This is a genomic window from Bacillus sp. MAG717A (assembly GCF_036884855.1).
Lineage (GTDB): Bacteria > Bacillota > Bacilli > Bacillales > Bacillaceae > Bacillus > Bacillus safensis.
In genome coordinates this window covers 1,238,979-1,262,242 of the sequence record NZ_CP145733.1, presented here as the reverse complement: position 1 = coordinate 1,262,242, position 23,264 = coordinate 1,238,979, and the positions used below count along the sequence as shown (strand labels likewise).

At 44.5% G+C, this 23,264-nt stretch carries 15 protein-coding genes, 7 tRNA genes and 2 rRNA genes; 18 read left to right on the top strand and 6 right to left on the bottom strand.

What is annotated here, in order from left to right:
• The first annotated feature begins 5 nt into the window (after positions 1-5).
• The 6 genes from V6Z54_RS06390 (at position 6) to V6Z54_RS06365 (ending at position 6,126) form a co-directional block, all read left to right on the top strand.
• Positions 6-2,936 (top strand): 23S ribosomal RNA (locus tag V6Z54_RS06390).
• A gap of 61 nt (positions 2,937-2,997) precedes the next feature.
• Positions 2,998-3,113: ribosomal RNA gene (rrf, locus tag V6Z54_RS06385) — 5S ribosomal RNA — on the top strand.
• Between the two features lie 42 nt (positions 3,114-3,155).
• Positions 3,156-3,230 (top strand) — tRNA-Asn (locus V6Z54_RS06380).
• Between the two features lies 1 nt (position 3,231).
• Positions 3,232-3,304 (top strand) — tRNA-Thr (locus tag V6Z54_RS06375).
• Positions 3,305-3,659: 355 nt separating this feature from the next.
• The gene (locus tag V6Z54_RS06370) at positions 3,660-5,099 is read left to right on the top strand and encodes a SulP family inorganic anion transporter (protein ID WP_041088730.1); all 1,440 of its coding nucleotides are present in this window, start codon (positions 3,660-3,662) and stop codon (positions 5,097-5,099) included.
• A gap of 61 nt (positions 5,100-5,160) precedes the next feature.
• The gene (locus tag V6Z54_RS06365) at positions 5,161-6,126 is read left to right on the top strand and encodes a bile acid:sodium symporter family protein (RefSeq protein WP_338527835.1); all 966 of its coding nucleotides are present in this window, start codon (positions 5,161-5,163) and stop codon (positions 6,124-6,126) included.
• Positions 6,127-6,169: 43 nt separating this feature from the next.
• Here V6Z54_RS06365 and V6Z54_RS06360 read toward each other — a convergent pair whose 3' ends face one another.
• The 6 genes from V6Z54_RS06360 to murQ are packed head-to-tail and all read right to left on the bottom strand — an operon-like array spanning position 6,170 to position 13,902.
• Positions 6,170-7,417 (bottom strand): DUF1343 domain-containing protein, encoded by a 1,248-nt coding sequence (locus tag V6Z54_RS06360; RefSeq protein WP_338527834.1) that lies wholly within the window; start codon positions 7,415-7,417, stop codon positions 6,170-6,172.
• 11 nt (positions 7,418-7,428) lie between these two features.
• Complete coding sequence (locus V6Z54_RS06355) at positions 7,429-9,348, bottom strand: glycoside hydrolase family 3 protein (RefSeq protein WP_338527833.1); 1,920 nt, start codon at positions 9,346-9,348, stop codon at positions 7,429-7,431.
• Positions 9,349-9,361: 13 nt separating this feature from the next.
• Positions 9,362-10,717, bottom strand: coding sequence for a penicillin binding protein PBP4B (gene pbp4b, locus V6Z54_RS06350; protein ID WP_269103901.1), 1,356 nt, complete (start codon positions 10,715-10,717; stop codon positions 9,362-9,364).
• A gap of 13 nt (positions 10,718-10,730) precedes the next feature.
• Entirely contained in the window at positions 10,731-12,110 is a 1,380-nt protein-coding gene (locus V6Z54_RS06345; RefSeq protein WP_338527832.1) for a PTS transporter subunit EIIC, read from the bottom strand.
• A complete protein-coding gene (locus V6Z54_RS06340) occupies positions 12,107-12,976 on the bottom strand; it encodes a MurR/RpiR family transcriptional regulator (RefSeq protein ID WP_338527831.1) in 870 nt (289 codons plus the stop codon). The genes V6Z54_RS06345 and V6Z54_RS06340 overlap by 4 nt, the downstream gene beginning before the upstream one ends.
• A 14-nt stretch (positions 12,977-12,990) precedes the next feature.
• Positions 12,991-13,902 (bottom strand): N-acetylmuramic acid 6-phosphate etherase, encoded by a 912-nt coding sequence (gene murQ / locus V6Z54_RS06335; protein WP_075612270.1) that lies wholly within the window; start codon positions 13,900-13,902, stop codon positions 12,991-12,993.
• Positions 13,903-14,122: 220 nt separating this feature from the next.
• Between murQ and V6Z54_RS06330 the strand changes: the two genes are divergently transcribed.
• The 12 genes from V6Z54_RS06330 to glmS all read left to right on the top strand — a co-directional run bounded on the left by V6Z54_RS06330 (position 14,123) and on the right by glmS (position 23,184).
• Positions 14,123-14,197 (top strand) — tRNA-Glu (locus V6Z54_RS06330).
• Between the two features lie 6 nt (positions 14,198-14,203).
• Positions 14,204-14,279: transfer RNA gene (locus V6Z54_RS06325), tRNA-Val, on the top strand.
• Between the two features lie 3 nt (positions 14,280-14,282).
• A tRNA-Thr gene (locus tag V6Z54_RS06320) sits at positions 14,283-14,355 on the top strand.
• A gap of 28 nt (positions 14,356-14,383) precedes the next feature.
• Positions 14,384-14,468: transfer RNA gene (locus V6Z54_RS06315), tRNA-Tyr, on the top strand.
• 4 nt (positions 14,469-14,472) lie between these two features.
• Positions 14,473-14,544, top strand: a tRNA-Gln gene (locus tag V6Z54_RS06310).
• Positions 14,545-14,679: 135 nt separating this feature from the next.
• Positions 14,680-15,591, top strand: coding sequence for an arginase (gene rocF / locus V6Z54_RS06305; protein ID WP_073978690.1), 912 nt, complete (start codon positions 14,680-14,682; stop codon positions 15,589-15,591).
• Positions 15,592-15,774: 183 nt separating this feature from the next.
• On the top strand, positions 15,775-16,338 hold the full coding sequence (gene sigW / locus V6Z54_RS06300; protein WP_024424449.1) for an RNA polymerase sigma factor SigW: 564 nt from the start codon (positions 15,775-15,777) through the stop codon (positions 16,336-16,338).
• Positions 16,339-16,352: 14 nt separating this feature from the next.
• Complete coding sequence (gene rsiW / locus V6Z54_RS06295; RefSeq protein ID WP_041089295.1) at positions 16,353-16,979, top strand: anti-sigma-W factor RsiW; 627 nt, start codon at positions 16,353-16,355, stop codon at positions 16,977-16,979.
• A 216-nt stretch (positions 16,980-17,195) separates the two neighbouring features.
• A complete protein-coding gene (gene cdaA / locus V6Z54_RS06290; protein WP_008344027.1) occupies positions 17,196-18,017 on the top strand; it encodes a diadenylate cyclase CdaA in 822 nt (273 codons plus the stop codon).
• Positions 18,010-19,437: a YbbR-like domain-containing protein gene (locus tag V6Z54_RS06285; protein WP_041088750.1), complete on the top strand. Its 1,428-nt coding sequence runs from the start codon at positions 18,010-18,012 to the stop codon at positions 19,435-19,437. Before cdaA ends, V6Z54_RS06285 begins: the two co-directional genes overlap by 8 nt.
• Before the next feature lie 23 nt (positions 19,438-19,460).
• Positions 19,461-20,807: a phosphoglucosamine mutase gene (gene glmM, locus V6Z54_RS06280; RefSeq protein ID WP_338527830.1), complete on the top strand. Its 1,347-nt coding sequence runs from the start codon at positions 19,461-19,463 to the stop codon at positions 20,805-20,807.
• Positions 20,808-21,381: 574 nt separating this feature from the next.
• Positions 21,382-23,184 carry a glutamine--fructose-6-phosphate transaminase (isomerizing) gene (gene glmS, locus V6Z54_RS06275; RefSeq protein WP_007498541.1) on the top strand — a complete coding sequence of 601 codons (1,803 nt, stop codon included), beginning with the start codon at positions 21,382-21,384 and terminating at the stop codon, positions 23,182-23,184.
• The last annotated feature ends 80 nt before the right edge of the window (positions 23,185-23,264 follow it).

Below are 23,264 nucleotides of genomic sequence, written 5' to 3'. Positions count from 1 at the left end.
GAAATGGTTAAGTTAGAAAGGGCGCACGGTGGATGCCTTGGCACTAGGAGCCGATGAAGGACGGGACGAACACCGATATGCTTCGGGGAGCTGTAAGCAAGCTTTGATCCGGAGATTTCCGAATGGGGAAACCCACTGCTCGTAATGGAGTAGTATCCATACTTGAATACATAGAGTATGAGAAGGCATACCCGGGGAACTGAAACATCTAAGTACCCGGAGGAAGAGAAAGCAAATGCGATTCCCTGAGTAGCGGCGAGCGAAACGGGAACAGCCCAAACCAAGAGGCTTGCCTCTTGGGGTTGTAGGACACTCTATACGGAGTTACAAAGGAACGATATAAGCGAAGAGGTCTGGAAAGGCCCGCCAAAGAAGGTAACAGCCCTGTAACTGAAATGTTGTTCTCTCCAGAGTGGATCCTGAGTACGGCGGAACACGTGAAATTCCGTCGGAATCCGGGAGGACCATCTCCCAAGGCTAAATACTCCCTAGTGACCGATAGTGAACCAGTACCGTGAGGGAAAGGTGAAAAGCACCCCGGAAGGGGAGTGAAATAGATCCTGAAACCGTGTGCCTACAAGTAGTCAGAGCCCGTTAACGGGTGATGGCGTGCCTTTTGTAGAATGAACCGGCGAGTTACGATCCCGTGCAAGGTTAAGCAGAAGATGCGGAGCCGCAGCGAAAGCGAGTCTGAATAGGGCGCATGAGTACGTGGTCGTAGACCCGAAACCAGGTGATCTACCCATGTCCAGGGTGAAGTTCAGGTAACACTGAATGGAGGCCCGAACCCACGCACGTTGAAAAGTGCGGGGATGAGGTGTGGGTAGGGGTGAAATGCCAATCGAACCTGGAGATAGCTGGTTCTCTCCGAAATAGCTTTAGGGCTAGCCTCAAGGTAAGAGTCTCGGAGGTAGAGCACTGATTGGACTAGGGGCCCCTACCGGGTTACCGAATTCAGTCAAACTCCGAATGCCGATGACTTATCCTTGGGAGTCAGACTGCGAGTGATAAGATCCGTAGTCGAAAGGGAAACAGCCCAGACCGCCAGCTAAGGTCCCAAAGTATACGTTAAGTGGAAAAGGATGTGGAGTTGCTTAGACAACCAGGATGTTGGCTTAGAAGCAGCCACCATTTAAAGAGTGCGTAATAGCTCACTGGTCGAGTGACTCTGCGCCGAAAATGTACCGGGGCTAAACGTATCACCGAAGCTGCGGACTGTTCTTACGAACAGTGGTAGGAGAGCGTTCTAAGGGCTGTGAAGCCAGACCGGAAGGACTGGTGGAGCGCTTAGAAGTGAGAATGCCGGTATGAGTAGCGAAAGACGGGTGAGAATCCCGTCCACCGAATGCCTAAGGTTTCCTGAGGAAGGCTCGTCCGCTCAGGGTTAGTCGGGACCTAAGCCGAGGCCGAAAGGCGTAGGCGATGGACAACAGGTTGATATTCCTGTACCACCTCCTCACCATTTGAGCAATGGGGGGACGCAGGAGGATAGGGTAAGCGCGGTATTGGATATCCGCGTCCAAGCAGTTAGGCTGGGAAATAGGCAAATCCGTTTCCCGTAAAGGCTGAGCTGTGATGGCGAGCGAAATTTAGTAGCGAAGTTCCTGATTCCACACTGCCAAGAAAAGCCTCTAGCGAGGTGAGAGGTGCCCGTACCGCAAACCGACACAGGTAGGCGAGGAGAGAATCCTAAGGTGATCGAGAGAACTCTCGTTAAGGAACTCGGCAAAATGACCCCGTAACTTCGGGAGAAGGGGTGCTTCTTAGGGTGTTAAAGCCCCGAGAAGCCGCAGTGAATAGGCCCAGGCGACTGTTTAGCAAAAACACAGGTCTCTGCGAAGCCGTAAGGCGAAGTATAGGGGCTGACGCCTGCCCGGTGCTGGAAGGTTAAGAGGAGCGCTTAGCGTAAGCGAAGGTGCGAATTGAAGCCCCAGTAAACGGCGGCCGTAACTATAACGGTCCTAAGGTAGCGAAATTCCTTGTCGGGTAAGTTCCGACCCGCACGAAAGGCGCAACGATCTGGGCACTGTCTCAACGAGAGACTCGGTGAAATTATAGTACCTGTGAAGATGCAGGTTACCCGCGACAGGACGGAAAGACCCCGTGGAGCTTTACTGCAGCCTGATATTGAATGTTGGTACAGCTTGTACAGGATAGGTAGGAGCCTTGGAAACCGGAGCGCTAGCTTCGGTGGAGGCATCGGTGGGATACTACCCTGGCTGTATTGACCTTCTAACCCGCTGCCCTTATCGGGCAGGGAGACAGTGTCAGGTGGGCAGTTTGACTGGGGCGGTCGCCTCCTAAAATGTAACGGAGGCGCCCAAAGGTTCCCTCAGAATGGTTGGAAATCATTCGCAGAGTGTAAAGGCACAAGGGAGCTTGACTGCGAGACCTACAAGTCGAGCAGGGACGAAAGTCGGGCTTAGTGATCCGGTGGTTCCGCATGGAAGGGCCATCGCTCAACGGATAAAAGCTACCCCGGGGATAACAGGCTTATCTCCCCCAAGAGTCCACATCGACGGGGAGGTTTGGCACCTCGATGTCGGCTCATCGCATCCTGGGGCTGTAGTCGGTCCCAAGGGTTGGGCTGTTCGCCCATTAAAGCGGTACGCGAGCTGGGTTCAGAACGTCGTGAGACAGTTCGGTCCCTATCCGTCGCGGGCGCAGGAAATTTGAGAGGAGCTGTCCTTAGTACGAGAGGACCGGGATGGACGCACCGCTGGTGTACCAGTTGTTCTGCCAAGGGCATCGCTGGGTAGCTATGTGCGGACGGGATAAGTGCTGAAAGCATCTAAGCATGAAGCCCCCCTCAAGATGAGATTTCCCATTCCGCAAGGAAGTAAGATCCCTGAAAGATGATCAGGTTGATAGGTCTGAGGTGGAAGCGTGGTGACACGTGGAGCTGACAGATACTAATAGATCGAGGACTTAACCTATATTCTAATGTGAAGCATGAACATTGTTATCTAGTTTTGAGAGAACATTCTCTCCATCAGGTTTGGTGGCGATAGCGAAGAGGTCACACCCGTTCCCATACCGAACACGGAAGTTAAGCTCTTCAGCGCCGATGGTAGTTGGGGGTTTCCCCCTGTGAGAGTAGGACGCCGCCAAGCTTTTTGTTTATATCCTTCCAATGGAAGAAGTTACTTTATCATTCCGCAGTAGCTCAGTGGTAGAGCTATCGGCTGTTAACCGATCGGTCGTAGGTTCGAGTCCTACCTGCGGAGCCATGCTTCCATAGCTCAGTAGGTAGAGCACTTCCATGGTAAGGAAGAGGTCAGCGGTTCGAGCCCGCTTGGAAGCTTTCCTCTATATGTTGATCTGACAAGGTTTCTCGATGATGAGAAGGCTTTTTTTGTTTGTTTACATATATATTGAATTGCTTGATGATCAGTAGACTGATGACATTAGGAAAGCGAATAAAACGGCTTGTGCAGAAGTATTGCATCGTTTTTTTACTTATTTCCTTCTTTTTGTTCTTGATTCTTCAGTCTCTTTCTTTTATTCTTACTAAAGTGATATCCTCTATATCAAAAGACTCTGTACGTTCCTCTTTTCCCCCGAAAGTGAAGTATCGTTTGTTTTTCCTTTCTTTATCTCCAGGTATAGTTGTTCTTCTTTTTTCATGTACGGTATGTATATAAAAAGGAGTAGATGGTTTGAAAGATTTATTTGTAAAGCAAGAATGGTTTGGACATGTACGTCAGGATGTGCTTGCGGGTATATTAGTCGCACTGGCTTTAATTCCTGAGGCAATTGCGTTTTCGATTATTGCGGGCGTTGATCCGAAGGTGGGGTTGTATGCATCGTTTTGTATTGCGATTGTGATTTCGTTTGTTGGTGGCCGCCCAGGCATGATTTCGGCTGCAACAGGGGCTATGGCTCTCGTCATGGTTAACTTGGTCGCTGATCATGGGTTGCAATATTTGTTTGCAGCTACGATATTGACAGGATTGATTCAAATTGTGTTTGGATTGTGTCGAGTGTCTCGTTTGATGAAATTTATTCCGAGGTCCGTGATGGTTGGTTTTGTCAATGCGTTGGCTATTATGATTTTCATGGCTCAGCTTCCACATTTCGTTGGGGAATCAATGTCCATGTATATGATGACAGGTGGTGCCTTGCTGATCATTTATTTATTACCTATGGTGATAAAGGTAATACCTTCCCCACTCATAGCCATTATTGTCATGACGATAATTGCTGTATTTGGACATATTGATGTTAGAACTGTTGGAGATATGGGAGAGCTTCCAAGTTCTTTGCCTGTTTTTCTGATTCCTCAGGTTCCGTTTAGCTGGGAAACAGTTGCTATTATTTTTCCTTACTCTTTAGCACTTGCGATGGTTGGTTTACTTGAGTCTCTTTTAACCGCACAGATTGTCGATGATATGACAGAGACGTCTAGTAATAAGAACAAGGAAGCGAGAGGACAAGGGATTGCCAATGTGGTTGCGGGATTCTTTGGTGGTATGGCTGGCTGTGCGATGATTGGCCAATCTGTGATTAATACGAAGGCAGGAGGACGAGGCCGGCTTTCTACCTTTGTAGCGGGTGCTTTTTTAATGGTGCTGATTTTTGTACTAGGTGATGTCGTGGTTCAAATTCCGATGGCCGCTCTAGTGGCTGTGATGTTCATGGTTTCCATTGGCACATTTGATTGGAGTTCCTTTCAGCAGCTAAAAAAGAATCCGAAAACAGATTCTATTGTGATGGTTGTCACGGTCGTGACGGTGGTGTTGACTCATGATTTATCAAAAGGTGTTTTTGCAGGTGTACTGCTTAGTGCGGTATTCTTTGTCGCTAAGATATCGAAGCTCCACATTACTTCTAAAGAAAGCCAGGCAGGTACTTGGGTATATCGAGTTAAAGGGCAAATTTTCTTTGCTTCTGTCACTGACTTGATCCAAGCTTTCCATCAGGGCAAAGATCTCCAATCAGTTGTGATTGATTTGTCTGAAGCACGAATATGGGATGAATCAGGCGTAACAGCGATAGAACGTATAAAGGAGAGGTATCAAGCAAATGGCGTTCAGGTGGATGTAGTTGGAATGGATACATCAAGTCGAAAGCTTGTCAAACAGGTGAATGGTTCTTAAAAAGGCCTTTCTGTCTGTTACAATAAAAAAGGTAAGAAAGTGAAGGATGGAGGTGGCCGGCATGCTTGTGCGTTTCAATCAAGTGCTCGGCCGGTTGATGCCGCTCATTACACCTTTTAGTGTGTTACTCGGTGTTTTATTGGCGGCCTACTTAAAGGATTTTACGTTTATAGTGCCATGGGTATTTGCTGTTATGACCTTTGCAGGGAGTTTGTCTTCTACTTTTTCGGCTTTAAAGCATACGGTGATGCACCCATTGCCTTTGATTTTATCGTTTATGATTTTGCACGTGTTGATGCCTCTTTATGCTTGGTCAGCGGGACATCTCATATTTGCGGGTGATGCCATGACGATCACCGGTTTGACACTTGCAATGGTGATTCCCACAGGAGTTTCTAGTTTAATATGGGCGGCAATGTATAAAGGGAATGTTGGGTTAACGTTATCCATTATTTTAATTGATACATTGCTTTCGCCATTGATTGTGCCAGCCAGTTTGTCACTTTTGGCCGGTACACAGGTTCATATGGACATGGTGGCGATCATGAAAGGGCTGTTTGGGATGGTGGTGCTTCCATCTATTTTAGGGATGCTCGTTCGTCACTATGCAAAGCCTGCTGTGACAAAAATGATCAGTCAGACACTGTCACCTTTTTCAAAAATAGGCTTGTTTGTAGTGGTGTCGATCAACAGTTCTGTTGTTGCGCCTTACTTACGTGAACTGGATGCCGCATTTTTTAGCAAAGCAGCAACGGTGTTTCTCATTGCAATGAGCGGATATGCGTTTGCATGGTTGATTGGAAAGGCGATGAAATGTACTCAAGGAGAGATTGTGGCCATCGTGTATACGGGTGGTATGAGAAACATTAGTGCGGGGGCTGTTCTTGCCATTAGCTTTTTCCCTCCTGCTGTCGCTGTTCCTGTGGTGATTGGCATGCTGTTTCAGCAAGTGCTTGCTGCCTTGTTTGGCTTCTTACTCAATCGTTTTGAGCTGAAAGCACCTGCTGTGCCCAAATCTTTCTCATGAAAAAAACCTCCATCCTTTGATAGATGGAGGTTCTTTATGTGATTTAATAGATGAGATATTTTTTTCGCTTCTTTTCAAATGTTTTGAGGTCTTGATGATAGCGTTTCATGATGTGTTTGACGGAAGTTCCTTTTTTGATTTCTTCTTTCATCCAGCCATTCCCGATGAGTTTGTCAAAGCTGCCTGTTTGAAGGAACTGAAAGTCGTTAGGATATAAATCATGTATTGCTTTGATGATGGATAACCCTGTTTTCACCGCTTCGAAAGATGAGCGGTCTGTGACGTATAACTGCGCACCGTGAGATAATGTACCGGCATGTTTAGAAAATGTGGGGGTGAATGACACAGGTCTAAATTGAACGCCTTTTAGTTTTAGCTGATTTAAATGATCTGCCAGCTCGCTGCTATTGATATATGGTGCACCAATGAGCTCGAATGGTTTTGTTGTTCCTCTGCCTTCAGAGACATTTGTGCCTTCAATTAATCCTGTGGCAGGATATACAAAGGTACTATCCACTGTTGGCATGTTAGGGGAAGGAAGGACGAACGGCAGCTTCGTGTCATCAAATGTCATGGACCGCTTCCAATTTTTCATTTTGATGACTGTTACATCAGCATTGATATGAAACTCTTTGTTAAACAGTTTTGCAAGCTCACCAGTAGTCATTCCATGTCTTAGTGGGATTGGATAGAGTCCTACAAATGAGGCGTGTTCAGGCTCTAAAACAGGTCCTTCTACTTTTAGTCCGCCAATAGGGTTTGGGCGGTCTAGGACAACAAATGGAATGTTGTTTTCTTTAGCGGCTTCCATCGCATAGGCCATTGTGTAAATATAGGTGTAATAACGAGTACCAACGTCTTGAATATCAAACAGCAGGACATCTACATTTTTCAGCATTTCAGGAGTTGGTTTTCTTGTTTTTCCATAAAGAGAATAAACAGGAAGACCTGTTTTTTCATCGGTATAGGATTCGACGCCTTCTCCTGCTTGTGCATCGCCACGCACGCCGTGTTCAGGTCCATATAAAGCAGTGAGCTTGATATTTGGATGTTCAAATAGGAGATCGACACTGCTCTTCATATTTGCATCAATGCCAGTCGGGTTGGTAATGAGGCCAACCCTTTTCCCTTTTAGCCATGAAAGATTGCTTGAGAGTAGTGTTTCGATCCCTGTTTTGACTGCTGATTTTTTTCCTTTTGTGTCTGTTCGTTCTTGATCTGCGGGAGAGGCTGCGGTCAATGTGCTCATCATGAGAATGCTTGCGAGTATGAAGCTTGCTGTTTTCTTCAAGAGAATCCCTCCTATTTGATCTGTTTCCCTTTCAAATTGAGTCCATAGCCGAATGGGTAAAGGGTTTGATTTGGATGAGTGACAGACGGGATATCAACTGGCAGTTTCCCTTTAGGTGATGCAGCTCCAAATATCACTTCTAGCCCAGCAGGAATATTTGGCTGATTGAATTGTCCGTTTGAGTAGCCTTTAAAACCGTACACAGCTAATAAGGCATCGGCTTCTTCAAAATTTGCCGCATCATAAGGGTTTCTAAGACTCATGATGACCATTTTTTTGTTTTGTGCTGCTGCTTCTTTCATGACAGCACGAGGGAAGGCAGTTGCCCATTTTTTTGGGTCCTGGACATTGTCATCAATTACGCCATCATTTACAGCTGGGTCATTTTGGACAACGTAAGAGCCAGTGATGACATAGTCAGCTTCTTGAATAAGTTTGGCCGAGTCTTTGGTGAACGTTTTATCCGCAAAAGCATATGACTGGATGCGTACAGGCTTGATCTTTTTTTGTTTTATGAGAGATTCGACTGTGACAGACATTGCTTTTGTCTGATCTTCGTAAGGTGCCATGACCACGATTTTGTCATTCTTTTTAGGCTTGAAAGGTAAGGTCTTTTTGTTGTTTTTAAGCAGGGTGATTCCTTCACGTGCCATTTTTTGTTCTGCTTGACGGTGTGACTTTTTCCCAACGACTCGATTGGCTTTTTTGATTTTTTTCTCAAGACTGATTGGTTTTTTGGAGGAAATAATGCCGCGTTTGATTTTCAATTGAAGAATTTTTTCGACGGATTCGTTGATCTGCGACATCGGAATTTCTTTCTTTAAAATCGCTTGTTTGACCGCATTAAATACATTCTCTAGGTTTTTCTCTGTTTTTAATGAGGTAACTGGTGCTGGCATGAGAGCGATGTCGACGCCTGCCTTAATGGCCATCACAACGGCTTCTTCCTGTCCGAAATTATCCGCAATCGCTTTCATGTTTAGAGCGTCTGTCACAACAACGCCGTGAAAGCCCATCTCTTCTTTTAATAAGTGTGTGATGACTTTTTTTGATAAGGTTGCTGGAACCATGATGTCCTCGCCATCTTTTTTGCTTTGATACGTTGTGTCATCAATGGCAGGAAATTGAACATGAGCGGTCATCACCATATCCGCACCAGCGTTGATCGCTTGTTGAAATGGATACAGCTCAACCTTTTTTAAACGATCTAGGTCATGCTCTACGAGCGGCAAGCCGTAGTGGCTATCGACGGCTGTATCACCATGTCCCGGGAAATGTTTTAGTGTGGAAATGGTCTTTTCCTTTTGAAGTCCTTTCATGGTTTCAAGGCCAAGCCTAGTGACAAGAGCAGGATCAGAGCTAAAGGAACGGACACCAATGACGGGGTTGTTTGGGTTATTATTCACATCAAGCACAGGAGAGAAGTTTGTATTGATGCCTAAGGCGTTTAATTCTTTTCCGATGATTTTTCCTGTGTCATAGGCATTTTTTTTGCTTCTAGAGGCACCAATCGACATATTTCCTGGGAAATGTGTTCCCTTTTGTAACCTTGTGACGATTCCGCCTTCTTGATCAATGGAAATGAGTAAAGGAATGTTTGGTGATGCTTTTTGAAATTCGTGGGTGAGTTTCACGGTTTGTTCTGTATCAACGACATTCTCCGCAAATAAGATGACACCACCTAGATGATATTTTTTTACAAGGTGAGTTACTTCGTTATTCATCTTTGTGAAGCCTGTAGGTGCGGATTCATCTTTTGTTTGCCAATTGCGAAAGTCCGGCATGAGCATTTGACCTATCTTTTCATCCAGTGACATGTCTTGAACCATTTGTTTAGCGGATGGCAGAGAGGCAGAGCTAACCTTTTCCGTTGGAATGGAAGAGGTTAGCAGGGCTAAAACTAGTGCAGCGGGGAAGAGAGCTTTCAACATCGAATTCCTCCTTTTACTTAAAAGATTCGTAGATTGCGGTCATGATGCTTCCATAAGTACCAGTTGGGAACAGGTCACCTTCAAATTGATTAGGATTGGTTTCTGGTGAAACAACGGGTGAATGTTTCTTATTCGTCAGCAAGACGACACCTAAATTGTGTTTAGGATCAATCAACGTCATTGTGCCGGTCCAGCCAGTATGTCCATAGGCTTCGTTACTTGCATATTTTCCAAACATCCATTCCATGTCAGTATGACCGTTTTTTCGCCAGCCTAGCCCGTAGGTTGGGTTTGTATCAGATGAGGCTGTAAAGAGATCGATAGAAGCTTGATCAAAGATGGTTGTTTTTCCATAGCCACCTTTGTTAAGCATGAGCTGAAGCAGCACGGCCATATCTGAGGTATTCGAGAAAAGTCCAGCGTGGCCGGAGATACCTGCCATTGAGTAATATGCTTTCTCGTCGTGTACTTCACCTAGCAGGGTGTACCGGCGGATGTTTTCAAAATTGATGACACCATCCCGCGAATTGCCTAAACGTTCGGTCGCTGCAAAATGCTTCGGCTTGAAGCCTTTTTGCAGCGGATTGAACATTGTGTGTTTGAGACCTAACGGCCGATAAATTGTTGACTCGACATATTGATCAAGAGGCATGCCTGTTTTCTTCTCGATGATCATGCCTAGCAGCATGTAATCAATATCACTATAAATGTGCTGGGTACCTGGCTTGTATTGCAGTGGTACCTTTGGCAGCCATTTCATCGTTGTTTTTCTGTCTTGAGAATAAAAAGAGCCAGCTGATTGTTTGCTATAAAATAAGACACTGGAAGGGAGACCGGCAGAATGGGTGAGAAGATCCTTTATCCGAAGCTGGTCTTTACCAGTTACCTTTGCATCAGTTTCATCCTGAAAATCTGGAAGGATATTCTGTATTTTTTCGTTGACATCAAGTTTTTGCTCGTAGACAAGCTTTTGCAGGGCATAGTTGGTCGCATACATTTTTGTATTGGATGCCAAATCGAATAGTGTATCCTTTTTCATTTTTTTATATGATTTGAGCTCTGTTGTACCATCGTATTTTTGCCGGTAGCCATAGGCTTTTTGATGGACGATCTTTCCGTCCTTGATAATGATGAGAGCGGCTCCTGGAAATCCTGCTTTGATGTCATTTTGAATCATTTGATCAACCTTCCTCAGCTGCCTGGAAGAAAAACCTACTTGTTCCGGTCGTTTTGCTTTTTTTAAGACGGGATATTCTTCAGGTGCTGTTTTAGACAAAGACGATACAGGATTGGAGCTAGTTGCAAATGTTTGAACTGGTAACCCAAGGAGAATGAGCAGACATGTGATCAAGAGAAAACATTTCTTCAAGGTCTAGACCTCCTTATTGATTGTGATCCTCGAATTCAACTGCCATATCATCATGAAATCCAAATAAGTATGTGAAGAAAAATCCAGCAACATATGCGATAAATAGTCCAATTAAGTAAAGAAGCATTTGATGTGTGTGAACAATAAAGGTTAATGGAAGACCGGATACACCGATGGCTTTCGTCGCGATTTGGAAGTAGGCTTGAAATGCGCCGCCGATTCCGGCACCAAGACAAGCGGTGAGAAATGGTCGTCCCATCGGGAGTGTGACACCAAAAATGAGTGGTTCACCAATGCCTAGCATCCCTGAAGGAAGTCCACCTGCAATGGCTCTTTTGAGCTTTTTCTTTTTTGTTTTCATATAAATGGCGAATGCAGCGCCTACCTGTCCTGCACCGCCCATAGCGAGAATTGGCAGAAGCGGGTCATCTCCAATTGAATTGATGAGTTCCATATGAATCGGTGTCAGCCCTTGGTGAAGTCCTGTTACAACAAGTGGAAGGAAGGTCGCACCAAGAACAAATCCTGCGAAAATTCCGCCCATATTTAATAGGTAAGTCAGTCCTGAGGTGATGGCATCAGATATAATACCGCCGACTGGCATGAAGACAACATACGTGAAAATGCCTGTAATGAGTAGTGTGATGGTTGGTGTGATGATGATATCAAGAGATTGAGGGACGAAGCGTCTAATTCTGGTTTCTACAAGTGCCATAAAGATGGCGGCTAGAAGAACACCGATGAGTCCGCCTCTGCCTGGTAGAATATTTGTGCCAAATAACATAATGTCTGCGGAGGCTGGGTTAATAATGAGAATACCAGCTAATGCGCCTAATGCAGGGGAGCCTCCAAATTCCTTTGCGGCATTTGTTCCAACTAATATCCCGAGATAAGCGAAAAGGCCAGAACCTATAACTGTTAAAATAACTGCGGCTTGAGATTTTTCGTCAAGCCAGCCTGCTTGCACAATCGCTTTTGTAATCCCGGTAATAAGACCTGAAGCAACAAGTGCCGGAATGATTGGAATAAAAATGCTGGCAATCCGCCTTAAGAACAGCTTGAACGGTGTGCGGTTTTTTTGTGAAATGGCTTGCTTGTTTTTTTGTGCTTCGTTGTTTAAATCATAAGAGCCAGACGCATTTAGAAGCTGTTCAAACGCACTTGATACTTGGTTGACAACACCAGTGCCTAAAATGATTTGAAGCGTTTCTGCTTCGACGACGCCAATGACGCCATCGAGTTCTTTGATTGCTGTGATGTGAACTTTTTCATTATCGATCGGTGTAATTCGAAGACGTGTCATACAATGTGTATGGGAAGAGATATTTTCAGAACCACCACAGAGTGAAAGAATGTCTTTCGCCAACTGCTGATATTTCTTTTGATGACTCATGTTGAATCCCCCTTTGTTTTTCGTTTCATGGAGTGGATGGCATGCCTTGTCTTGTCGATATATTGCGCTGTCTCTTCATATTGACGCGAAGCTAAACTGAGGAACAAGACATCTATTAAGTAGAGCTGTGCCATTCTAGAGGAAGTGGCAGCACTGCGAAAAGGTGCTTCATTGGAACCGGACGTCGATAGGTGAACATCACATAAAGCAGAAACGCTTGTATGACCTGGATGTGTTAAAGCAATGGTTTTCACTTGGTTGTCTTTTGCGAGCTGAAGGGCTTGAATGATGTCTAACGTTTCTCCTGAAAAGGAGATACCAAACACAATGTCATTCTCTCCCGCATTTGCGATGACCGTGGATGCGATGTGCATGTCAGTGAAGGCTGTCGCTGAATAGTTAATTCTGAGAAATTTCTGCTGGGCATCAGCTGCGACGATGCCAGATGCACCAACACCGATAAAATGAATTTGGTTTGCATGCAGCAGTAATTGAACAGCCTTTTCTAAAGCATCTGCATTTAAAATAGAAGCGGTGTCCTTAATCGATTGAATCGAGTTTCCTGCTGTTTTTTGAATAATGGATTGAAGCGGTTCATCTTGTTCGATATCTCTGTAGCCTTGTTTATCGTCATGCATCAAGTCTCCAGCGATCCGCATTTTTAAATCTTGATAGCCATCCAGCCCGAGAGATTTACAAAGGCGGATGACTGCAGAGCTGCTTGCGCCAGCTGCCTGACTGATTTCGTGTACTGTGCTTTTAATGACTTTGTCAGGATGGGCAAGGATATAGTCTGCAATGATTTTTTCAGATTGGGGAAGCTTTGATTTGATTGTGTGTAGTAGGGTAAGTCCACCTGCTGACATGAGCTCTGCCTCCTTTAGGATTGATAACGTGAGATCGCTTTGTCGATGTGGCCATTCGTTTTGCTCAGTAAATCTTTGGCTGTTTTCTTGTCTGTGTTTGTTTGGAGCATGACGATGGCAGTTTTGACTTCTAAGTCTGCCGCTTCAAGAGTCTTTACGGCTTGCTCGTAGGAAGCGTTTGTCACATGTTGAATGATGGTGATGGCGCGTTCTTTTAATTTATGATTGCTGACTTTTACATCAACCATCAGGTTTTCATATACTTTGCCTTGTCTGATCATGACTGAGGTGGAAAGCATATTTAAAATCATTTTATGAGCGGATGCCGCTTTCATTCTTGTTGACCCAGTGATGGCTTCTGGTCCTACAATGACCTCAATGGCGCAATCTGCAAGCTCGCTAATTTCTGCTTGTTCATTGCAGCTCAGGGCTACTGTTTTAGCTCCTATTGACTTTGCATAGTTTAAAGCGCCGATGATATAAGGTGTCCTGCCGCTTGCAGCAATTCCGACGACTGTATCTGTTGATGTCAGGTTGATGTGTACTAAATCCTGTTTGCCGGCTTCTTCACTGTCTTCCACATCTTCGGCAGCTTGAGAAAAAGCTGAGTCTCCGCCTGCCATGATGCCTACAATGATATCAGGTGAGACGCTATAGGTTGGGGGACATTCGACAGCATCCATTACGCCAATTCTGCCGCTTGTTCCGGCGCCTAAATAAACGAGTCTGCCTCCATTTGAGATGGATTCATAAGCAAAGTCACTTGCTGTTTTGACATGGGGAAGTACAAGGTTGACTGCTTGAGCGACCTTCATATCTTCTTCATTAATCATCTGGAGTATTTCAAGCGGATCTGCTTGAGAAATTCCCATTGTGTTGGGGTTTCTTGATTCTGTTGTCAAAGAACGCAGTTGAGATGGCTGCATGTGACATACCTCCTTATTTCTTCATTTTCAGTATATTGAGTATGATATGAAATTTCAATATTATATTTGAATATTGAAATTATATTTCAGTAGAAATGTTGAATAAATAGGGAGTAAATAGTTAGAAAATAAAAAAAATAAAAATCCCCTTTACAAAAGGGGGACAACCTGTATATAATAACTTTTGTCAGCTTCACGGAAACAACAAACTTGACAAACTGGCCCGTTGGTCAAGCGGTTAAGACACCGCCCTTTCACGGCGGTAACACGGGTTCGAATCCCGTACGGGTCACCATGATGTGGAGGATTAGCTCAGCTGGGAGAGCATCTGCCTTACAAGCAGAGGGTCGGCGGTTCGAGCCCGTCATCCTCCACCATATGCCGGTGTAGCTCAACTGGTAGAGCAACTGACTTGTAATCAGTAGGTTGGGGGTTCAAGTCCTCTTGCCGGCACTGTTTTATCTTTATCAATTCCATATGTGGAGGGGTAGCGAAGTGGCTAAACGCGGCGGACTGTAAATCCGCTCCCTCCGGGTTCGGCGGTTCGAATCCGTCCCCCTCCACCATTTTTGGGCTATAGCCAAGCGGTAAGGCAACGGACTTTGACTCCGTCATGCGTTGGTTCGAATCCAGCTAGCCCAGTTAAGACACCTTTTTGAAAAAGGTGTCTTTTTTATGTTGGCAGAGAGACTGTATAACTATTCAAAATGTTGTTGAGTTGAGTCAGAAGACCTCAAGAAAGTAAAATATAAGCATGAACGGAAAGGGGATGTACATATGGGAGAGCAAAAGAAGGTCACAATTGTTGGAGTTCCGATGGACTTGGGTCAAACGAGAAGGGGCGTCGATATGGGACCGAGTGCGATTCGTTGTGCAGGCGTAAAAGAAAAATTGGAAACGCTCTCATTTGATGTGGAGGATCTCGGAGATATTCCAGTTGAACAAAGAGATGACGAGAAAGGTTTATATACAAGTGAAAAGCTAAAAAATTTGACGGAGAATGCTGGTGCGAATCAGCTGCTTGCTGAGAAGGTTGACAGTATTGTCCAATCAGGTTCGTTTCCGCTCATTTTAGGCGGTGATCACAGCATTGCGATTGGCACTCTTGCTGGGGTATCCAAGCATTATAAAAACTTAGGTGTCATTTGGTATGATGCACACGGGGATTTGAATACGGAGGAAACGTCTCCTTCGGGGAATATTCACGGCATGCCGCTTGCTGTCAGTCTCGGTCTTGGGCATGATGATTTAACAAACATTGGCGGTTATTCTCCTAAATTGAAGCCTGAAAATGTCGTTATAATTGGTGCTCGATCTTTAGATGAAGGAGAGCGGGCATTGATTCGAGAGAAAGGCATTAAAGTGTATACGATGCATGAAATTGATCGTTTAGGGATGACAAGGGTGATGGAGGATGCCATTGCGTATTTAAAGGAAAGAACAGATGGTGTCCATCTGTCGCTTGATTTAGATGGGCTAGACCCAGCGGAGTGCCCTGGTGTAGGCACTCCGGTAGCAGGCGGCATTAGTTACCGGGAGAGTCATCTTGCAATGGAGCTTTTAGAGGAGGCGGGTATTTTAACGTCTGCTGAATTTGTTGAAGTAAATCCGGTTTTAGATGAGAAAAACAAAACAGCAGAAGCGGCTGTTGCGTTAATTGGTTCGTTAATGGGTGAAAAGCTATTGTAGAGCGGGACTTGTTCCCGTTCTTTTTTGTTTTGGGAAAATTTAAGGATATATTAAGGTTTTTACCGGTTGATAAGCGTAACACACTGTCAAAAATTTGTTACACTATTTTTTAGAGGAGAATGAAACCTTTTGGAAAGAGGTTCGTATACATAAAGACCGGTGAAGGCAGAGGTTGAATATACTATGGACACAATGATTAAAAAGAGAATTAAGCAAGTGAAAAAAGGCGACCAGAACGCATTTGCAGACATCGTAGACCTGTATAAAGACAAAATTTATCAGCTGTGCTACCGTATGCTTGGGAATGCACATGAAGCGGAGGATATTGCGCAGGAGGCGTTTATTCGTGCCTATGTGAATATCGAAAGCTTTGATGTGAATCGTAAGTTTTCCACGTGGCTGTACCGCATTGCAACCAACCTGACCATCGACCGTATTCGCAAAAAAAAGCCGGATTATTATTTAGATGCAGAGGTGGCAGGAACAGAAGGATTAAATATGTATTCTCAAATTGCTGCTGATGGCATTTTGCCAGAGGATGAGGTGGTGTCTCTTGAGTTATCGAGTACCATTCAGCAAAAAATTCTAAGATTACCCGACAAATATCGTTCGGTCATCGTATTAAAGTATATTGATGAACTCTCATTAAAAGAAATTAGTGAGATTCTGAATATACCAGTTGGTACGGTGAAAACGAGAATACACAGGGGTAGAGAGGCTCTCCGGAAACAGTTGAGAGACCTTTGAGTGAGGTGATTTTGATGAGCTGTCAGGATAGAATCGTCCAGCTTATGCATCAGTATTTAGACGGGGACATTGAGTCCCAAGACGAAAAAGAATTAAAAAGCCATCTGCAATCGTGTGAGGAGTGCCGTACTCATTTTCAACAAATTGAGAAATCCATCGCGCTAGTGCAGAGTACATCTCATATAGAAGCACCATCTGATTTCACTGCAAAGGTGATGGCAGGTCTTCCAAAGGAGAAAAAGCGTGTGTCGGTTCAAAGATGGATCAAAGCTCACCCGCTGATGGTAGCCGCTGCTCTCTTTCTCATTTTAATGGGAGGCAGTCTGTTTACGAGCTGGAATACCGATCATAATTTCAGTGTGTCAAAGCAGCCGAATCTCGTCGTTGAAAATGATACAGTGACCGTACCTAAAGGGGAAACCGTAAAAGGTGATGTCACTGTCAAAAATGGCAAGCTGATTGTAGAAGGCAAGGTTGATGGAAATGTCACCGTCGTCAATGGGGAACAGTTGACTGCTTCTGCCGGACAAGTCACTGGTCAAATTAATGAAATTAATGAAGTGTTTGATTGGATCTGGTACAAAATGAAATCAACAGCACAAAATGTAATGCGGGTCATTGGGCCAGAGGAGCAAAAGTAACTCAATCGGCTTAAGAGCAGTCTCTAAGGGGGCTGCTCTTTTTCTATACATTGGTGGGATTCACGCATACTAGCAAGTCAGCCAGATATGGCAACTATTTTCCTTGCTGAAACAAAATGTGGTATAATAGCCACGCTATGTATTGATACATAGGCTCTTTTTATATTAAAAAATGCATCAAACGAAGAATAACTGAAAATTCTGGAGGACGAGGAAATGGCTTTAGGGGATATTCCTTTTTTGCAGTACCTCGGTAATGCTGTTGATATTCTCGTTGTTTGGTATGTGATATATAAATTAATGATGGTCATCCGCGGAACAAAAGCGGTTCAGCTTTTAAAGGGAATTGTGGTCATTGTTCTCGTCAGGATGGGAAGTGCGTATCTCGGTCTTAACACACTTCAATGGCTGATGGATCAAGCGATTACGTGGGGATTCCTTGCGATCATTATTATTTTTCAGCCAGAGCTAAGGAGAGCGCTTGAGCAGCTTGGGCGCGGCCGTTTCTTCTCAAGAAGCGGGACACCTGTAGAGGAACAGCAGCAGAAAACGATCGAGGCAATTACAAAAGCAATTAACTATATGGCGAAACGCAGAATCGGCGCGCTGCTGACAATTGAGCGCGATACCGGAATGAATGATTACATAGAGACAGGAATTCCTTTGAATGCAAAGGTGAGTTCAGAGCTGCTCATTAATATTTTCATTCCGAATACACCACTTCATGACGGTGCTGTTATTATGAAGCGGGATGAGATTGCAGCTGCAGCTTGCTATTTACCGCTGTCAGAGAGCCCTTTTATCTCTAAGGAGCTTGGGACGCGTCATAGGGCGGCAGTTGGAATAAGTGAAGTGACAGACAGCTTAACTGTCATCGTTTCTGAGGAAACTGGCGGCATTTCTGTCGCAAGAAATGGTGATCTCCACCGAGAATTGACAGAAGAAGCGCTTGAAGAAATGCTGATTGCTGAATTTAGTAAGAACAGCAAAGATGCTTCCTCGACCAAATGGTATTGGAGGGGCAAGAAAAATGGATAAGATTTTGAATAATCGCTGGGCCGTTAAGCTTCTTGCATTGGTCTTCGCTTTATTGCTGTATGGTGCAGTCAATTCAGCGCAAGCGCCCACGCCGAAAAAAATCGGTGAATCCTTTTTCCCAACATCGACGACAGATGAAGCAACTTTAACCGACATTCCTGTTAAAGCGTATTATGATGACGAGAAGTACGTCGTCACTGGTGTGCCGCAGACAGTCAATGTCACGATTAAAGGATCGACAAGTGCTGTGAAAACAGCAAGACAAACAAAGAATTTTGAAATTTACGCAGATATGCAGAACTTATCGACAGGTACACATAAAGTGGAGCTGAAGGCAAGAGATGTATCAAAGGGACTCACACTATCGATTAATCCATCTGTGACGACTGTGACGATACAAGAAAAAACGACAGCAGAATTTCCTGTTGAAACCGAATTTTATAATCAAAATAAAATCAAAGACGGCTATTCTCCTGAACAGCCCATTGTGAATCCGAAAAAGGTCACAGTCACTGGATCAAAGGACGTCATCGACAAAATTTCTGTCATTAAAGCTTTTGTGAACTTAGAGGATGTCGATCAGCAAATTGAAAAAGAAGCGAAGCTCACTGTGTATGATAGCAGCGGGAATGAGCTGCCAGTCGAAGTAAGTCCGTCCGTGGTGGATATTACGGTCCCAATCTCGAGTCCGAGCAAAAAGGTTCCGTTTAAACTTGAGCGGACGGGCAGCTTGCCAGAAGGGATCAGCATCTCAAGCATTGAGACAAGCCCGAGTGAGGTCACAGTGTACGGCTCTCAAAAGGTGCTGGATGCACTTGATTTTATTGATGGCGTCAAGCTGGACCTAAGCAAGATCAAAGATGATACGGAGATTGATGCCGATATTCCCCTGCCAGATGGTGTGAAAAAGGTATCACCCGAAACCGTTAAGATCAAAGTGAAGGTTGCAACAGCTGAAGAAAAAAAGATCGATAATGTACCGATTTCTGTCGTGGGTTTGAGCAAGGATCTCACATCTGATTTTGTGAGCCCATCTTCTGGACGAATCACGTTAACAGCAAAGGGGTCGAAGAGTGCGATTGATAAACTAAAGGCTTCAGATGTTGAAGCCTATATCAATGCAGGGGACTTGAACGAAGGAACCCATGAGGTCAAAGTTCAAGTGAACGGTCCTCAAAATGTGACATGGACTTTATCAAGATCAAAGGTCAAAGTGAAACTCACTTCTACTGATACAGAGGATCAGCCGGCGTCGACGAATGATCGAAAGGATCAAAAAGATCAAAAAGATCCATCAACTGATGATGATGATCAGAGTGAGAAGAGTAAAGAAGAATCCACACAAGATAAAGCAAAGAAAGAATCAAGTCAAAGACAGCCGGTCAAAGAAGATAAAAAAGAGGACGAAGCGTCCTCTTGAATGGAAAAAGGAGCGATTGAAACATGGGCAAGTACTTTGGAACTGATGGTGTAAGGGGTGTAGCAAATAGCGAATTAACACCAGAGCTCGCATTTAAAGTTGGGAGATTTGGCGGCTATGTGCTCACAAAGGATAAAGAACGTCCAAAGGTACTCGTTGGACGAGACACACGTGTATCCGGTCATATGCTGGAAGGAGCGCTCGTTGCAGGCTTACTTTCAATTGGAGCTGAAGTGATGCGTCTAGGTGTGATCTCAACACCTGGTGTGTCTTATTTAACGAAGGCAATGGATGCTGAAGCGGGTGTCATGATTTCTGCTTCACACAATCCAGTTCAAGACAACGGCATTAAATTCTTCGGCGGTGACGGCTTTAAGCTGTCAGATGAACAGGAGAATGAAATTGAGCAGCTGATGGATCAGCCAGTCGATCAATTGCCACGCCCGGTTGGAGCGGATCTTGGAACGGTTAATGACTATTTTGAAGGCGGTCAGAAATACTTGCAATTCTTGAAGCAGACAGCAGACGAGGACTTCACAGGTATTCACGTGGCGCTTGACTGTGCTCACGGTGCAACCTCTTCTCTTGCGACACATTTATTTGCGGATTTAGATGCTGATGTGTCCACAATGGGAACATCACCAAATGGACTGAATATCAATGATGGTGTCGGCTCCACTCATCCAGAGGCACTTTCTGCTTTTGTGAAGGAGAAAGGTGCAGATATTGGTCTTGCATTTGATGGTGACGGTGACCGTTTAATTGCAGTCGATGAAAAAGGTGATATCGTAGACGGCGATCAAATTATGTACATATGTGCACGTTATTTGAAGGATGAAGGCCGATTAAAGGATGACACCGTCGTGTCAACGGTCATGAGTAACCTTGGTTTCTATAAAGCGCTTGAGAAGCAAGGCATTAAGAGCATTCAAACTGCTGTTGGTGACCGCTATGTCGTCGAAGCGATGAAAAAGGATGGCTATAATGTCGGCGGTGAGCAGTCAGGCCATTTGATTTTCCTTGATTATAATACGACAGGTGATGGCATGCTTTCTGCGATCATGCTTGTGAATACGCTCAAAGCGACAGGGAAAACATTATCAGAGCTTGCAGCGGAAATGGAAAAGTTCCCGCAGCTTTTAGTGAATGTGAAAGTGTCTGATAAATATAAAGTAGAAGAAAATGAAAAAGTAAAAGCGGTGATCCAAGAGGTCGAAAAAGAGATGAATGGTGACGGCCGTATTCTTGTTCGTCCATCTGGAACAGAACCGCTTGTACGTGTCATGGCTGAGGCGAAAACAAAAGAGCTGTGTAATGAATATGTGTCCCGAATTACAGCTGTTGTGAAAGAAGAAATGGGTATTGAGTAATAGATGAAAGCAAACCGCAGGCAGCGGTTTGCTTTTTTTCGAATAAACGTCATAATTGGATGGATCTATACGAATGATATAAGCGAGGCAACTTGATGATGCCTTTATACATAGGAGAGCACATCAAAGGTAGAACGTGACAAGCCTCATCGCATATAGTGTATGGAGGTCTCACTTTCTTAAATGAAGGCGATCACCTGCTAAATTGTGATTGACGGAGGTCAGACCTTATAGTACAATCATCCTTGTGTTACTGGATTTTTATTCTATCAGGAAAGGCAGGGTAGATGTTCAGAAACTCTCTTATAATTATAGCGCCCGAACTAAGCGATCGGACGAAAGATGCTTAGTTGACGAGGATGGAGGTTATCGAATTTTCGGCGGATGCCTCCCGGCTGATCAAAAAAAGAGATCACAGCCGTAAGTGTTTCTTTAAACCAAAGAGGTGACTCTTTGTACAAAGGGAATACACATGATCTCCCAAAATAAACATGTAGAGAGGGACGAAGAAATGTCCCTTCTATTTTAGTAGGCTTTCTTTGTCCCTTTCACATGATCGGGAGGAAGAATATTTATGTGTGGAATCGTAGGTTATATTGGTCAGAATGATGCGAAGGAAATCTTATTAAAGGGTTTAGAGAAGCTTGAGTACCGCGGGTATGATTCAGCAGGTATCGCTGTGGCAAACGAAGATGGCGTACATGTGTTCAAAGAAAAAGGACGTATCGCTGAGCTTCGTGAAGTTGTTGATGCAAACGTGGCATCTTCAGCAGGAATTGGACATACACGCTGGGCAACACACGGTGTACCAAGCCATCTAAATGCGCATCCGCATCAAAGTGCTTCTGGCCGTTTTACGCTTGTTCATAACGGTGTCATCGAGAACTATGTACAATTGACACGTGAATATTTACAAGACGTCACACTAAAAAGCGACACAGATACAGAGGTTGTTGTTCAAGTCATCGAACAATTTGTGAATAGAGGTCTTGATACAGAAGAAGCTTTCCGTCAAACGCTTCTTCAACTAAAAGGCTCTTACGCGATTGCCCTTTTCGATAACGAAAACAAAGAAACAATCTATGTGGCGAAAAACAAAAGCCCATTATTGGTTGGTTTCGGCGAAGATTTCAACGTTGTGGCTTCTGACGCAATGGCGATGCTTCAAGTAACAAACGAATATGCGGAATTAATGGATAAAGAAATGGTCATTGTCACAAAAGACGAGGTTATTATTAAAAACCTTGACGGTGATATCATGACACGTCCTTCTTATATCGCTGAGCTTGATGCAAGCGACATTGAGAAAGGCACATATCCTCACTACATGTTAAAAGAAACGGATGAACAGCCGCTTGTTATGCGCAAAATCATCCAAGAATATCAAGATGAAAACGGCAAGCTGTCAGTCGCTGGCGATATCGCAAGCGCAGTAGCAGAAGCAGACCGCATTTACATTGTGGCTTGCGGAACGAGCTACCATGCTGGACTTGTCGGTAAACAATACATTGAAGACTGGGCGAAAGTACCTGTAGAAGTCCATGTAGCAAGTGAATTCTCTTACAACATGCCGCTTCTATCGAAAAAACCGTTGTTCATCTTCCTTTCTCAATCTGGGGAGACTGCGGACAGCCGTGCTGTACTTGTTCAAGTCAAAGAGCTTGGTCATAAAGCATTAACGATCACAAACGTACCAGGATCTACGCTTTCTCGTGAAGCGGACTTCACGTTGCTTCTTCATGCAGGACCAGAAATTGCAGTGGCTTCAACAAAAGCCTACACAGCACAAATCGCTGTACTTGCAATCCTTGCATCCGTTGCAGCTGAATTAAACGGTCAATCTCTTGACTTTGATCTTGTGAAAGAGCTTGGTATTGTAGCAAACGCAATGGAAGCCCTTGTCGATCAAAAGGATGAAATGGAACAAATCGCTCGTGACTTCTTCACAGTGACACGTAACGCATTCTTTATCGGAAGAGGACTTGACTACTATGTGTGCCTTGAAGGTTCATTAAAACTAAAAGAGATCTCTTACATCCAAGCAGAAGGCTTTGCTGGCGGAGAACTCAAACATGGCACAATCGCTTTAATTGAAGAAGGCACACCGGTCATTGCCCTTGCAACGCAAGAGCACGTGAACCTTAGCATTCGCGGTAACGTCAAAGAAGTCGTTGCACGCGGAGCAAACCCATGTGTCATCTCACTCAAAGGCCTAGAAGACGAAGGCGACCGTTTCGTCCTTCCAGCTGTACACCCAGCACTTGCACCACTTGCATCTGTTGTCCCATTACAGCTGATCGCTTACTACGCAGCCCTTCACCGCGGGTGTGATGTGGATAAACCACGTAACCTTGCGAAGAGTGTGACGGTGGAGTAGGAATTAAATAAAAACAGCTTTTATACCCCTTTAGATATCGTTTTCTAAAGGGGTATTTTTGTGTTAAAAGAACTAGAACG

What these genes read in the sequence shown, in the direction of transcription:
- V6Z54_RS06365 (WP_338527835.1), top strand. Translation starts at nt 5,161, where the DNA reads ATGCTTGTGCGTTTCAATCAAGTGCTCGGCCGGTTGATGCCGCTCATT.
- V6Z54_RS06355 (WP_338527833.1), bottom strand. Translation starts at nt 9,348, where the DNA reads ATGTTGAAAGCTCTCTTCCCCGCTGCACTAGTTTTAGCCCTGCTAACC.
- V6Z54_RS06345 (WP_338527832.1), bottom strand. Translation starts at nt 12,110, where the DNA reads ATGAGTCATCAAAAGAAATATCAGCAGTTGGCGAAAGACATTCTTTCA.
- V6Z54_RS06340 (WP_338527831.1), bottom strand. Translation starts at nt 12,976, where the DNA reads ATGTCAGCAGGTGGACTTACCCTACTACACACAATCAAATCAAAGCTT.
- murQ (WP_075612270.1), bottom strand. Translation starts at nt 13,902, where the DNA reads ATGCAGCCATCTCAACTGCGTTCTTTGACAACAGAATCAAGAAACCCC.
- rocF (WP_073978690.1), top strand. Translation starts at nt 14,680, where the DNA reads ATGGGAGAGCAAAAGAAGGTCACAATTGTTGGAGTTCCGATGGACTTG.
- sigW (WP_024424449.1), top strand. Translation starts at nt 15,775, where the DNA reads ATGGACACAATGATTAAAAAGAGAATTAAGCAAGTGAAAAAAGGCGAC.
- rsiW (WP_041089295.1), top strand. Translation starts at nt 16,353, where the DNA reads ATGAGCTGTCAGGATAGAATCGTCCAGCTTATGCATCAGTATTTAGAC.
- cdaA (WP_008344027.1), top strand. Translation starts at nt 17,196, where the DNA reads ATGGCTTTAGGGGATATTCCTTTTTTGCAGTACCTCGGTAATGCTGTT.
- V6Z54_RS06285 (WP_041088750.1), top strand. Translation starts at nt 18,010, where the DNA reads ATGGATAAGATTTTGAATAATCGCTGGGCCGTTAAGCTTCTTGCATTG.
- glmM (WP_338527830.1), top strand. Translation starts at nt 19,461, where the DNA reads ATGGGCAAGTACTTTGGAACTGATGGTGTAAGGGGTGTAGCAAATAGC.
- glmS (WP_007498541.1), top strand. Translation starts at nt 21,382, where the DNA reads ATGTGTGGAATCGTAGGTTATATTGGTCAGAATGATGCGAAGGAAATC.